Here is a 12842-nt window from a genome sequence, read left to right as displayed (position 1 = left end):
ATGTGTGAAAGGGATTGATAAACATCGAAGATTTTATTATTTCATTAGCTGATGCCTTTAAGAATTTGTCGTACTTCGGCATCTTTCTTGCATTATGCATTGAATTTGTTCCTGCTGAAGTGGTGTTGCCTCTTGCAGGTTACTGGGTTTCAAAAGGGGACATGGCCTTCATCGGTGTTGTGGCTGCCGGTTCTATTGGCGGTGTGGCAGGCCCCTTGACCTTGTACTGGTTAGGGCGTTACGGAGGCAGACCCTTTTTAAATAAATATGGGAAGTATTTCTTTGTGAAACCTGAGTCACTTGATAAATCGGATGCCTTTTTTGAAAAGCATGGCGGATTTGTTGCGTTTAGCGGCCGGTTTATTCCAGGGGTCAGAACCCTTATTTCCATTCCGTGTGGGATTGCGAAGATGAATGTGTGGGTTTTTTGCCTGTATACGTTTTTGGCGATTACGCCAATTACATTTGTATATGTGTATCTAGGATTTGTCCTTGGGGAGAACTGGCAAGAGGTTGGAACCATTTTAGAACCATATGTATTGCCGATTGGAATTGGTATGCTCTTATTGTTTGTTCTCTACGTGTGGCTGAAACGAAGAAAAAGAAAAACAGAAACACCAACGGCTTAATCAATGGGTGGAGATAAAAAGTCACCTGTTGACAATCCGGGGTCTGTTGATTATGATATAAGTAATCTAAATATTCTTAATCCCACCAAAGGGGAGTAGCGTCCGGTTTTTACCGGAAACAAAGTCGTCATTACATGGAACCTCATTCCATCGGCTTTGTTGGCATGATTATTTACATATCACATGTCTAGCAAGACCTTTGCCATTACAGGCAAAGGTCTTTTTTGCATTCATAAGCCTTTGTCTGTTGTGGGACAATAGATAAAAAATAAGGAGGAATGATGATGGATGCAGCAATTATTTTAGAGTACGGGTGGGTTCTTCTCGTATTGATTGGATTAGAAGGGATTTTAGCAGCTGATAATGCGCTGGTTATGGCTGTGATGGTCAAACACCTTCCTGAAAAACAAAGAAAAAAGGCATTGTTTTACGGACTTGCGGGAGCATTTGTCATGCGATTTGGTTCTCTTTTTCTTATTTCGTTTTTAGTAGATGTGTGGCAAGTTCAAGCCATTGGCGCAATTTATCTTCTATATATTTCGATTCACCATATTTTAAAATCGCACGTATTTAAGAAAAAGGAAGCAGACACAAACATGAAACAAAGCGGCTTTTGGGCAACCGTCGTGAAAGTTGAGCTTGCTGACATTGCATTTGCAGTAGATTCTATTTTAGCAGCCGTTGCATTAGCTGTGACTCTGCCAGTAACAAACCTTCCACAAATTGGTGGGCTTGATGGCGGTCAATTTATTGTCATTCTATTAGGCGGTATCATTGGTCTAGTGATCATGAGGTTTGCGGCGACTGTATTTGTGAAACTGCTTAAAACGAGACCAAGCCTAGAAACAGCAGCATTTGTCATTGTTGGATGGGTTGGCGTGAAGCTGACGCTCTATACACTTTCTCATCCAGCTATTGGGGTCGTGTCCTCTCATTTCATTCATTCAACATTATGGAAAATCATTTTCTGGACGGTCCTTCTCGCAATTGCAGCATTTGGTTGGTTTTTATCAAGTCCATCAAGAAAAGGCAGCCAGCAAAACGAGGAAAAACAAGAGATGCGGCTGGAAGAGTAGGTTTTTTGAAAGAAATATCATTTCATTTTCATAACACGTATATTACAAAAAAGGGGGGGATACCCCCTTATTTCTTTGCTTTTAAACGAAACGTTGTAAAGTAGATAAAGAAATACATGTCACAATTGAGTAACAGGAAATGAATTCCTCATTTCTTCCTTTGCGCTTCCCTCATAAATTAGCTATCATAAATGAGTAATATAGGGAGAACTGAGGTGAAACCATTGCTTAGCCTTTTGTTTAAAAAGGGAAAGAAAAAGCAAACATTAGAGCAGTCGGCAATCAACATCCAACAGGGTGATACCGAGCTGCAAAATGCATTAATAGAGCAATACAAACCATTTGTCGCTAAGACGGTTTCATCCGTTTGTAAACGATATATAGATGAAAAAGATGATGAATTTAGCGTAGGCTTAATTGCCTTTAATGAAGCGATAGAAAAATACTCTGCCGAAAAAGGCAACTCACTCCTTGCATTTGCGGAGTTAATTATTAAAAGAAAAGTAATCGACTATATTCGAAAAGAAGCAAGAAACGCGCCAACGGTTCAAATGGACCTTCAAGAAAGTGAGAATGGCGAGTACTCGCAAAGCATGATTGAAGCAGAGCTTTCTGCAAATGAATATAGGCGTTTAATTGAACAAGAACATAGAAGAGAAGAGATTGAACATTTTAAAGAACGATTGAAAGTATATGGTCTTACGTTTCAAGAACTGCTTGAGCATTCACCAAAGCATGCGGATGCGAGACAAAATGCCATTAAAGTGGCCCATACACTCGTTAAGCACGATGAACTGAGAACCATTTTATTTCAGAAAAAACAATTGCCAGTCAAACAGCTGGAAAAGCTAGTGGAAGTCAGCCGCAAAACGATTGAGAGAAATAGAAAATATATTATTGCGATGGCGATCATTATGACAGGTGATTATGTGTATTTGAAAGATTACCTTAAAGGGGTGCTTAATTCATGAGAAGAGGCATTATAGTAGAGAAAAACAAAAAATATGTCACACTGCTGACCCCTGATGGACAATTTCTGCGGACAAAGTATGAACAGCAAGACTATGAAATCGGTCAAGAAGTGACGTTTCCGAATGAATCACGTCTCGAAAGAAAAAGAGCCGGTTTTTTTGACCTGCTTCGTTTACGTCCGTTAAATGCAGGAATTCTATCAATTGCAGCAATTATTGTCGTGATTTTCACTATGATGCCATCTTTCTCAAGTCAAAAAGCATATGCATATATGACGATTGACATTAACCCAAGCTTTGAGCTGAAACTCGATCACAATTATCAAGTGATCGGTGTCACTCCGCTGAATAAAGATGCGAAGCAAGTACTGGCCAGTATGAAAGATTTAGAAAAAAACGACATGACCAAAGTCGTGCAGGAAATCATCGATGATTGTGATAAAAAGGGATACGTGAACCACTCTAAAAGCATTTATATTTCAACTGTTTATGAAAACAAGCAGGATCATACATACAAAACAAACGTAAAAAGTAAAATCAGCACCATCTCGGGGGAATATCAAAAGCGCAATTATAAGCTGGAAACTGTGGAAGGTGACCTGGAAACAAGAGAAAAGGCACAAAAAGCAGGCATTTCAACAGGAACTTATATTAGAAATCAAGAAATGCAAGACAACGAACAAGAGGACGTTAAAAAAGAAGATGAAGATCCAGCAGATGACGAGGCTGTCAAAGAAGAAGAGCCGAAAAATGCTGATGAAGATCAAAAAGACGAAGACAAAAAAGAAGACATCAAGACAGACGATAGCGATGAGATGCAGCCTGATAAAGAAGCTCCTGAAGGCGAAGACAAAGAGCAGAAGGAAGTTGAGAGGGAAGAGCAAGGAGCTGTTCAAAAGCCTCACCAAACAAGCCCTAATCTTGACAACAAAGAGAAAAAGGGAAAAGAAGAAAAGGATCGCTCTTTTGAAAAAGACAAAGAGCAAAAAAAAAATCACTCGACTGATCCAGATGAAAAAAAACATCCAAACGGCACATCACGTGGTGATACTGAAAAGCATGTAAAAAAAAACGACAGTGGTCAGAATCGTCCGTACGGCGAACGTAACAGAAATGACGTCAAACAAAAAGGAAAAAACACACCGCCCTCATACCGTGGAAACCGGGATGAACCTACATATGAACAGTAAAAAAACGCCAGAATAGATCCGGCGTATTTCACCATGTCTTTATTTAGTTGAATGGCCCATTTGAGATTGCGCCTGCTGTACGAGTCTTTTTGTCATCTCGCCGCCAACAGAACCGTTTGAACGTGCGACTGTATCTGAACCGAGATTCACGCCAAATTCTTGAGCGATCTCGTATTTAAATTGATCTAAAGCTTGTTCTACTCCAGGAACAAGAAGTTGATTTCGATTTGCCATCACATATTCCTCCTTTCACCTCATGTTTGTTGCGCCTTCTTATTTTGAAAAAAACAGCCTGCAATTATGCTGGCAATTGCTGCACAAAAAAGCCGAGGTGATGAAGGTCACCTCGGGCTCAGTTTTAAGCCTTTTTCAGCTGAAGCGTATTCAACATCATTTCTTGCGCTGTGCTTTGCAAGTGAGAAGTGAAAACGGAGAACACGGTAGAACTGATAATGCCTTTAATCAAATGCCATTGCGGCTTCGTCAATTCTGTGAACTCTTCGTGGAGTTTGTCCGTCTGCTCTTCTGTCATTTCTCGTAAATTTGTTTCCTTTAATGGAAAATGTGTATGGTGATAAATAAAATCAAGGACGTGCGCATATGCTTCATAAAAACGGATGGGGCTGATAATATCATCCGTTCGATCTGTGATCGTATTAAATAAGGCAGATAAGATCGTGCGAATAGAATCAAAATCAAATACTGATTTTAAATCCCGGACAATTAATAAAATAACGACTTGATCAATGGAGTACTTCTTGCCAAGCTCTGGATGGCCGATCATATCTTTAATATCGCGCTTGATCCAGTTTTGAATGGCTGTCGATTTAAGAGAAGTCAGCTCACACAAGTTGCCAAGCTCAACGATTTCGTTCGTTGAAAGCCCGTGCTCTGATTTTTGCTTCCGCCGTTCGAGTTTTTCAAAAAACGAAGGGATTCTTAATTCATCATATTCATGTTCCTTATCGCTTTTTACAGATAAATTCAAAAGCTGAAGCGGAGTCAGATCTCCCTCGCCTTTTAGAGAATACAGAAGTCTCGTCATGTCAATTCTCGTTAATTTAAAAGTCACCATGTTCCACCTCATTTTGTACGTCAAAAACGTGATTATTGATCTAATTCAACATCATAATCTCTTTTTAATGAAAATGCAAAATAAACTAAAATAGGACCGGTGCGTCACAATTTGTTCACTTGTTTGCGGATGCAAGTAGCGTAATCATTGAAATGACGAGGTTTTAGCCAGTATGATAAACATAGAAAACGATTCCTTTTTCCTTGCAATTTGAGACGTTTATTTTTATAATTTTATTAATAAGTTCAAATGAACTTAATATGACAGCGGAGGTTATGTATGGGTAAAAGAATATTTCTGTTTATATTAACGAACATTCTTGTTATCACTACGATTGGTATTGTCCTATCGGTTATTAGTGCAGCAACTGGTGTTGGTTCTTATATAGGAGCAGACGGAAGACTTAATATCCTTTATCTTCTTGTATTCAGTGCAGTTGTTGGTTTTGTAGGCTCGTTTATGTCACTAGCGATGTCTCGCTGGATGGCAAAAATGATGATGGGTGTGCGTGTGTTAAATCCAGAAAAGGATTCTTTAACATATGATGAGCAGCAGCTTGTTGACCGCGTTCACAGACTATCAAGAGCAGCAGGCCTTTCTAAAATGCCTGAGGTCGGTATTTACCAATCATCTGAAGTAAATGCATTTGCGACAGGTCCTTCTAAAAGAAGATCGCTTGTTGCCGTATCAACTGGATTGCTTCATGAAATGGATGATGCAGCAGTTGAAGGGGTTATCGCTCACGAAGTCGCTCACGTAGCGAACGGTGACATGGTTACAATGACGTTACTTCAAGGAATCGTCAACACGTTTGTTGTCTTCCTTTCAAGAATTGCGGCATGGATTGCAAGCCGTTTCGTTCCACGTGAAGAGCTTGTGCCGATTGTTCACTTTATCGCTGTGATCGTCTTCCAAATTATTTTCTCTATCTTAGGAAGCCTTGTCGTATTTGCTTACTCTAGACATCGCGAATTCCATGCAGACCGCGGCGGTGCGGACCTTGCAGGAAAAGATAAAATGATTCATGCGCTTCGTTCACTAGAGGCGTATACATCAAGAATTAAAGATGATGATCAAACAGCTGTTGCTACACTGAAAATCAGTGGTAAAAGAAAAGCTTCTCTTTTCTCAACACACCCTGATTTAAACGAAAGAATTAGAAGACTCGAAGCAAAATAAGAAAGATCAAAAGACATTCTGCGTAAGGATGTCTTTTTCTTTTTGATGAAAAAGTAAATAAAGCACAAAATACCTTTAAAATCTTCTCTCTTTTCATTAAAATGATAAAGTATTCGAAAAGAAAGATAAAAGAAGGAATAACCATGAATCCAATGAAAAAACTAATTGACCGGCTGTCGGCTTTTCAGCTGATTGCCCTTTACTATTTTCTTGCTGTGACCGTGTCGTTCATTCTACTCAGTCTGCCAGTGGCTCACCAAGAAGGAGTCAAATGGACATTTATTGATGCGCTGTTTACAGCTGTGAGTGCTGTCAGTGTCACGGGTCTGACTGTTGTCGATACGTCACAAACATTTAGTGTGACCGGGATGTGGATCCTTGCATTTGTTTTGCAAATCGGGGGTATCGGCATTATGACACTTGGTACATTCGTCTGGCTGGTTATGCGAAAAAGGATCGGCATTAAAGAAAGAAAATTAATTATGGCAGACCAAAACCAGAGCAACTTATCAGGAATTGTGAAACTCATGAAGCAGGTCTTATATTTAATCTTGCTGATTGAGTTTGTAGGCGGTCTGATTTTAAGTATGTATTTTCTAAAGTATTACGATGTGCAAGGCGCTTTTTTACACGGGTTTTTCTCTAGTATCAGTGCAACAACCAATGGAGGCTTTGATATTACAGGGAATTCGTTAATTCCTTATAAAGATGACTATTTCGTCCAATTTATCACGATGCTGCTCATCATTTTTGGCGCTATTGGCTTTCCAGTACTTGTCGAAGTAAAGGATTATTTATTCAATCAAGACCGAAAACATGCATCGTTTTCATTGTTTACGAAAATTACAACGATTACGTTTGGTCTCCTTGTTGTCGTTGGGGCAATTGGGATTTATGCACTTGAAGCCCGGTTTACTTTTCTAGGGAAGAGCTGGCATGAAATCTTGTTTTATTCTTTGTTTCAATCAACAGCTACCAGAAGTGGCGGGCTTTCGACATTAGATATTACGCAATTGACAGAGCCGACACTGTTATTTTTATGTTTGCTGATGTTTATCGGGGCATCTCCAAGCTCGGTAGGGGGCGGAATTCGGACAACTACGTTTGCCCTTAATTTACTTGCTTTGTTTCACTTTGCGAGAGGAAATAAGTCCATTAAAATCTTTAAAAGAGAGCTTCATCAAGCGGATATTAATAAATCCCTCATGGTGACGATGATGGCCTTTATTTTAGTGTTTGGTGCTACGTTTCTGTTAACTTTATCAGACCATCATACACTTCTTGAAACTTTATTTGAAGTTTGTTCTGCCTTTGGAACAACGGGACTGTCGCTCGGAATTACGTCTGACTTGTCGGTATTTGGTAAGTGTATTATTATGGTGGTCATGTTTATAGGACGGATTGGAATTCCAAGCTTCTTGTATTTAATTGGTCGCCGGGAAAGTGAAGCGAATTATCATTATCCGAAAGAGCGTGTGATCATCGGCTAACCAGCATTCCTACTGAATGCTGGTTTTTTTATTTCCATTATATAACTGGCTAAATCACAAAGGATGTTCGCAATCTATAGGTAAGAGGTGAAAGAGACGTGCTGGATGTGTTATGGAAAGCAATTGTAATGCTGCTCGTTGGTACTTTGCTGCTGAGAATAGCAGGGCCCAAATCCATTAGTCAATTAACGGTTCAACAGACAGTCATCATGATTTCGATTGGATCGATTATTATCCAACCCTTTATTGAGCATAATTTACTTGAAACCATTTATGCGGCCGCCATTTTTATTGTGGCGCTTGTGATTATGGAAAAGCTGTCGATCCAATTTGATTTTTTTGAAAAGTTGGTTTCAGGGAAGTCTGTGGTGATTTTAGAGGATGGAGAAATGCTTGATCACAAGCTAAAAAAAACGCGGCTGACAAGGGACCAATTCAAAATGCGCTTAAAGCAGCAGGGCATCACAGACATCAGCAGTCTCAAAAAAGCAACGCTAGAAGCGAATGGGCAAATTGGATATGAGTTAAAGCCTGAGGAAAAACCAGTGACAGTCAAACAAATGAAAGAGCTATTTGATCAATTGAGCGAAGAACTAAACATGTTAAAAAGGAATGATGACAGATGAAAAGAAAAACAGCAAAAAATGAAGCACTCACGAATAATATGACGCCTACAGAAAGCATGGCACACGATCAAGGACAAACACAATTTGACGAGCAATCAGAAGACCGCCAGGCGAACCGAAATTCTCATCAAGGTAAACAAGGGGGGGCATCTCGTGACTAAAAAACATGTGAAAAGTAAAGATATGAAAGACCATAAAAAACCGATGAACCCCGATATCTTGGAAGAGGAATTTGGCAGCGAGCTGGGAGATATAAACAGCAGTAAATGGATTGATACCTTAATGAAGCCTAAAAAAAACGATGTATGTCATACTGAACAGAAAAACAAAAAATAAATAGAAAAAAACGATCCTGAGAGATCGTTTTTTCTATTTAATATAACTGTTTTGTCTGCCAGTAATGGTTCGCATCAGACTGGTCATTTTGAGCTCGATGACTGGTTGTGCAACAGTTTTAACAAATGTACTAGATAGGGTAAAGGTTAAGAGGACCGTAAGTAGCAATAGAATCAATACACTTGCCGTATTTAGAGCCCAATCATCAAACCAAGTCGTTCTTAAAAGCTTAATCACAAAGCCATGAAGTAAATAGACATATAAAGTTCTTGTGCCCCATTTGGTAAAAAAGAACCGGCGGGTTGGGACTAATGCAAAGAAACTAAAGGTAGCAGCAAATGCAAGTAAATACCATGCCATTCGTTTCATCGCTGCAATGAGTCCTTCATCTCCAAGAGAAGCGTACGATTGTGACCCAAATAAAAAGGAATAATCGAATTCATAAAAATAGCAAAACATGAACACGGCCATCAGTACAAGAAGTGCAGTCAGTTTCCCTTTGCTTGTTCGGATAAATTCAAAGTGCTGCTTTTTTAAATAAAAGCCAGCTAAAAACATCGGCAAAAAGACAAACGTACGAGATAGGCTGAGCGTATCACTAATGCTGTCCACGTAACCGACAAGTAACGCCATCGATAAACTAACGATCATTGCCCAGTGGAATGGCAGTTTTGAAAAAGGAATGAGTAGTAAGTTCCAAAAGAATAAACTGATTAAAAACCATAAAGACCATTGTGGATCAATCGGATTTAAGTTAGAGATGCTTTGATCCTGTAAGAAATAATAATACACAGAATAGATGACCTGAAAAATCAAATATGGGATGATCAGCTTAACTGCGACTTTTTTCATAAAACCTGGTTTTCTAAAACCTTTGGCAAAGAAGCCAGACACCAATATAAAAGCGGGCATATGGAATGTATAAATAAATTTATATAAGTAGAGTATCCAGTCATTATCATGTATGAATGACCGTAACAAATGACCAAAAACAACTAGAAAAATCAGAAGAAATTTTGCATTATCGAAATAACTGTCTCTCGTTGACGTCATAACATCACCTTTCCTGCTTCATTTCGAACATAAACGTTCTAAGTGCACTGTTCCCTCATTTGCCCCATTTTAAAATACAAATTGGCTCATTTCGCTATTTGATGTGAAATTGTAGAACGGTTGTAAAAGAAGCGTAAGAAAAGAGAATCGTTATACAATCGTGTCATCCAAATGAAACAAATGAAGCAAGCCTCGTGTAAAAAGTTCTCTTTTTTTATGAGTCGAATGAAGGAACAATGAAAATCTTGTAGAAATATTGTAGAGGAATGAGGCTGGAAAAGGAGTGTAAGAGAATGACTGAAACGCTCGATGGCGCGAAAAATATCAGAAAATTAGAAAAAGAGAACGAATATTTGCGAAATGAATTGATACAGCACAAAATGCTGTTAAATAAGACGTTAGATGCCATTTTTATATTTGATCAGCACCTCAACATTATTCAAGCCAATGAAGCGACATGCCGGCTTGTGCAAACACCGAAAGAAGACCTCCTCAATAAATCCGTTCTAGATTTCCTATACGGCATCCCGAAAAACAAAATTGACTGCTCGCTTGAGATTTTTTTTCGAAAAGGAACGTTAAAAAGAGAGATCTCCATTCAACTTGAAAATGGAGAGACAAAATATATTGAATTTGTGGCGGAGCACGACGTGGTGAATCAACAATATATTGTCGTCATGCGTGATATTTCTTCAAAGAAAATATTAGAGCGAGAACGTTCGATGAATGAGCAGCTGTTTAAAGATTTATTTGATCGAGCGATTGACGGTATGGTCATTTTTGATCAGGATGGTTGTATGATTGACGCCAATCACTCTTTTTGCCAGAGCTTTGAACTTCAAAAAACAGATTTAACAGACCGCTACTTAAATGAATTTGTTGAAGAAGAAAACCTTCCAGCGCTCCAGCAGCTCTTAACTTCATTGAAAGAAACAGGGAAAGCAAAGGGAGAACTTCCTGTTACCCTTCAATCTGGGCAGCACAAATTATTCGAACTGACCATCACATCCAATGTGATGAGCGGTTTTTACATGTCCATCATGCGTGATATTACAGAAAAAAGATTAATGGAAGAAAAGCTGCTAAAAAGTGAAGAACGTTTTAGAGAAATATTCGAAAATGCGATGGATGCCATCATCATTTGGGCGGATGATGGAGAAATTGTCAGGGCAAATGAATCAGCCTGCCGAATTTTTGAATTACCGATGCATCAGCTGATTGGCAAGAAACTCATGGATTTTCTAGTCAAATCTGATCGCAGATACCGGCCGACAAGAAGACGGTATATCAGGAATCTTGAAATCAGAGAAGAACTCCTCTTTAGAATGGCGAATGGCCAATTCAAAGAGCTTGAGTTCACCTCTAAGCATGCGGTATTAGAAGGGCAGCACTTAACCATTTTACGGAATGTCAGTGACAGAAAGCGAATGGAAGAGGAGCTGCGAGAAAGTGAGCTCAAATTTCGTAAAGTATTTAATGGCTCTATGGATGGCATTGTTCTTTTCGATAATCAATACCGGATTATAGATGTGAATCCTTCCGCAAGTGAACTGCTTGGCCTCAAAGATGATCACTTAACGGAAATGAACCTTTTTCATATCCTTGCGCCATATCAAATTGAAAATTTGGCGCAGCCAGCTCAGGCGATGTCATTAGACGAGATGGACAATGAAGTTCCATTTGTGCTGAACCATCCAGATCAACGTATTTTGGAGTTTTCTTTTAAACGAAATATTATTCATAACATGAATTTGGCCATCTTTAGAGATGTGACTGAACGCAAGGAATTAGAGGAGCGGGTAAGAAAATCGGATACGCTTCATGTTGTCGGAGAGCTTGCCGCAGGAATTGCTCATGAAATTAGAAATCCAATGACGGCTTTAAAAGGCTTCATTCAGCTGCTCAAAGGAAACATTGAAGGGGAGTATTCGCTCTATTTTAATGTCATCACATCAGAGCTAAAAAGAATCGAATCCATCATTACAGAATTTTTGATTTTAGCGAAACCGCAGGCCATCATCTATGAAGAAAAAAATGTCGTGCAAATTGTCAAAGACACGATGGACCTTCTTCACGCACAGGCCAATCTTGGCAATGTACAAATGCATTTAGATGTGCTGGATGATATTCCGCTCATCTACTGTGAACAAAATCAATTGAAGCAAGTCTTTATTAACATTTTAAAAAATGCGATTGAAGTAATGCCTCAGAAAGGAAATGTATACGTGAGCATTCAAAGGAAGGGGGAGGAGCACATTGTGATTTCTCTTCGTGATGAAGGCTGCGGCATGACAGAGGATAAACTAAAGCGTCTCGGAGAACCATTTTATACAACAAAAGAAAGAGGCACTGGACTTGGGTTAATGGTTAGTTATAAAATTATTGAAGAGCATCAAGGAACCATTGAAGTAGAGAGTGAAGAAGGGGTCGGAACAGTGTTCCATCTCACGCTTCCACTCCGGCAGCAGAAACAAGAAGGGGAGCTTTAATGTGTATTATACAGTCTATACCGCACCAATCGGGGCATTATATATACTAGAGAAAGATGGTGCCATCATTGAAGTGAAGTTTGATGATGAATCGTTTTTGGTCAAAGAACAGAGAGACCATTTTAAACAAGAAGACACGCCTGTATTAAAAGAAGCGAAAAAACAGCTGGATGAATATTTTAAGGGCGATCGGAAAGTGTTCGATCTCCCGCTCAAGCAAGCAGGCTCTCCGTTTCAAGAGCAAGTGTGGGAGGCACTTTCTACTATTCCGTATGGTGAATCAAAGAGCTATGCTGATATTGCAGAAGCGATCGGTAATCCAAAGGCTGTCAGAGCCATTGGACAAGCTAATAGACGCAATGCATTGCCTATTTTTATCCCGTGTCACCGGGTCATTGGAAAAGACAGGACTCTGACTGGTTATGCAGGGACGAAGACAGGGATGAAAGCGATCCTGTTAGAATTAGAAGGCATCCCATTTGTTCAAAAATAAATGAATTGACCTGTTCCAAATGTTTAGTGAGCGACATATCCTTTTATTAAGCTAAAAAAGTTGGTCTAGGGAAAAAGGAGGCTACTAACATGTTATGGGGCAAAAAAGATAAAATGTACGCCGTCACATCACTATGTGTCAAAATGAACGTGTTGACAGAAGAACAGAAAAAAGAAATATTAGCAAAAACGAACGAAACAAAAAAGCGCGGTGCTCTTAAATGATAAGAACCCGC

15 protein-coding genes and 1 riboswitch are annotated in these 12842 nt (G+C 39.2%); of the genes, 12 read left to right on the top strand and 3 right to left on the bottom strand.

Features of this window, described 5'->3' with window-relative positions; translation table 11 throughout:
* The first annotated feature begins 14 nt into the window (after positions 1-14).
* From FBF75_RS02970 to FBF75_RS02955, 4 genes are all read left to right on the top strand, one after another.
* Positions 15-629 carry a DedA family protein gene (locus FBF75_RS02970; RefSeq protein WP_007498772.1) on the top strand — a complete coding sequence of 205 codons (615 nt, stop codon included), beginning with the start codon at positions 15-17 and terminating at the stop codon, positions 627-629.
* A 78-nt stretch (positions 630-707) separates the two neighbouring features.
* A riboswitch (yybP-ykoY riboswitch) is annotated at positions 708-818 on the top strand.
* A 95-nt stretch (positions 819-913) separates the two neighbouring features.
* A complete protein-coding gene (locus tag FBF75_RS02965) occupies positions 914-1705 on the top strand; it encodes a TerC family protein (RefSeq protein WP_035700518.1) in 792 nt (263 codons plus the stop codon).
* Between the two features lie 215 nt (positions 1706-1920).
* On the top strand, positions 1921-2676 hold the full coding sequence (gene sigI / locus FBF75_RS02960) for an RNA polymerase sigma factor SigI (protein WP_008346139.1): 756 nt from the start codon (positions 1921-1923) through the stop codon (positions 2674-2676).
* On the top strand, positions 2673-3866 hold the full coding sequence (locus FBF75_RS02955) for an anti-sigma factor domain-containing protein (RefSeq protein ID WP_136944415.1): 1194 nt from the start codon (positions 2673-2675) through the stop codon (positions 3864-3866). Before sigI ends, FBF75_RS02955 begins: the two co-directional genes overlap by 4 nt.
* A 39-nt stretch (positions 3867-3905) precedes the next feature.
* Here the strand turns inward: FBF75_RS02955 and FBF75_RS02950 are convergent, their stop codons facing one another.
* Complete coding sequence (locus tag FBF75_RS02950; protein WP_008346135.1) at positions 3906-4100, bottom strand: alpha/beta-type small acid-soluble spore protein; 195 nt, start codon at positions 4098-4100, stop codon at positions 3906-3908.
* 124 nt (positions 4101-4224) lie between these two features.
* Positions 4225-4941, bottom strand: coding sequence for a DUF1836 domain-containing protein (locus tag FBF75_RS02945; RefSeq protein ID WP_046343373.1), 717 nt, complete (start codon positions 4939-4941; stop codon positions 4225-4227).
* Between the two features lie 279 nt (positions 4942-5220).
* Between FBF75_RS02945 and htpX the strand changes: the two genes are divergently transcribed.
* The 5 genes from htpX (at position 5221) to FBF75_RS02925 (ending at position 8572) form a co-directional block, all read left to right on the top strand.
* The gene (gene htpX, locus FBF75_RS02940) at positions 5221-6120 is read left to right on the top strand and encodes a protease HtpX (protein WP_007498762.1); all 900 of its coding nucleotides are present in this window, start codon (positions 5221-5223) and stop codon (positions 6118-6120) included.
* 143 nt (positions 6121-6263) lie between these two features.
* A complete protein-coding gene (locus FBF75_RS02935) occupies positions 6264-7610 on the top strand; it encodes a TrkH family potassium uptake protein (protein WP_007498761.1) in 1347 nt (448 codons plus the stop codon).
* Between the two features lie 98 nt (positions 7611-7708).
* Entirely contained in the window at positions 7709-8236 is a 528-nt protein-coding gene (locus FBF75_RS02930; RefSeq protein ID WP_019743078.1) for a DUF421 domain-containing protein, read from the top strand.
* Entirely contained in the window at positions 8233-8397 is a 165-nt protein-coding gene (locus FBF75_RS19605; protein WP_008346124.1) for a hypothetical protein, read from the top strand. The genes FBF75_RS02930 and FBF75_RS19605 overlap by 4 nt, the downstream gene beginning before the upstream one ends.
* Positions 8390-8572: a hypothetical protein gene (locus FBF75_RS02925; RefSeq protein WP_058213829.1), complete on the top strand. Its 183-nt coding sequence runs from the start codon at positions 8390-8392 to the stop codon at positions 8570-8572. The genes FBF75_RS19605 and FBF75_RS02925 overlap by 8 nt, the downstream gene beginning before the upstream one ends.
* A 33-nt stretch (positions 8573-8605) precedes the next feature.
* Here FBF75_RS02925 and FBF75_RS02920 read toward each other — a convergent pair whose 3' ends face one another.
* A complete protein-coding gene (locus tag FBF75_RS02920) occupies positions 8606-9625 on the bottom strand; it encodes an acyltransferase family protein (RefSeq protein ID WP_007498757.1) in 1020 nt (339 codons plus the stop codon).
* 293 nt (positions 9626-9918) lie between these two features.
* On the opposite strand from FBF75_RS02920, the gene FBF75_RS02915 reads away from it, so the two are divergent.
* The 3 genes from FBF75_RS02915 (at position 9919) to FBF75_RS19905 (ending at position 12831) form a co-directional block, all read left to right on the top strand.
* A complete protein-coding gene (locus FBF75_RS02915; RefSeq protein WP_024719640.1) occupies positions 9919-12114 on the top strand; it encodes a PAS domain-containing sensor histidine kinase in 2196 nt (731 codons plus the stop codon).
* Between the two features lies 1 nt (position 12115).
* Positions 12116-12607, top strand: a complete 492-nt coding sequence (locus tag FBF75_RS02910; protein WP_017359455.1) for a methylated-DNA--[protein]-cysteine S-methyltransferase — start codon at positions 12116-12118, stop codon at positions 12605-12607.
* Positions 12608-12696: 89 nt separating this feature from the next.
* Positions 12697-12831, top strand: coding sequence for a hypothetical protein (locus FBF75_RS19905; protein ID WP_017359454.1), 135 nt, complete (start codon positions 12697-12699; stop codon positions 12829-12831).
* Positions 12832-12842 lie beyond the last annotated feature (11 nt).

This window comes from Bacillus sp. S2(2019) (assembly GCF_005144805.1).
GTDB lineage: Bacteria > Bacillota > Bacilli > Bacillales > Bacillaceae > Bacillus > Bacillus altitudinis.
Note: the sequence above shows the minus strand (reverse complement) of the source record. Positions and strands in the feature narration are given on the sequence as shown.

What these genes read in the sequence shown, in the direction of transcription:
- FBF75_RS02965 (WP_035700518.1), top strand. Translation starts at nt 914, where the DNA reads ATGGATGCAGCAATTATTTTAGAGTACGGGTGGGTTCTTCTCGTATTG.
- FBF75_RS02955 (WP_136944415.1), top strand. Translation starts at nt 2,673, where the DNA reads ATGAGAAGAGGCATTATAGTAGAGAAAAACAAAAAATATGTCACACTG.
- FBF75_RS02950 (WP_008346135.1), bottom strand. Translation starts at nt 4,100, where the DNA reads ATGGCAAATCGAAATCAACTTCTTGTTCCTGGAGTAGAACAAGCTTTA.
- FBF75_RS02945 (WP_046343373.1), bottom strand. Translation starts at nt 4,941, where the DNA reads ATGGTGACTTTTAAATTAACGAGAATTGACATGACGAGACTTCTGTAT.
- htpX (WP_007498762.1), top strand. Translation starts at nt 5,221, where the DNA reads ATGGGTAAAAGAATATTTCTGTTTATATTAACGAACATTCTTGTTATC.
- FBF75_RS02935 (WP_007498761.1), top strand. Translation starts at nt 6,264, where the DNA reads ATGAATCCAATGAAAAAACTAATTGACCGGCTGTCGGCTTTTCAGCTG.
- FBF75_RS19605 (WP_008346124.1), top strand. Translation starts at nt 8,233, where the DNA reads ATGAAAAGAAAAACAGCAAAAAATGAAGCACTCACGAATAATATGACG.
- FBF75_RS02920 (WP_007498757.1), bottom strand. Translation starts at nt 9,625, where the DNA reads ATGACGTCAACGAGAGACAGTTATTTCGATAATGCAAAATTTCTTCTG.
- FBF75_RS02915 (WP_024719640.1), top strand. Translation starts at nt 9,919, where the DNA reads ATGACTGAAACGCTCGATGGCGCGAAAAATATCAGAAAATTAGAAAAA.
- FBF75_RS19905 (WP_017359454.1), top strand. Translation starts at nt 12,697, where the DNA reads ATGTTATGGGGCAAAAAAGATAAAATGTACGCCGTCACATCACTATGT.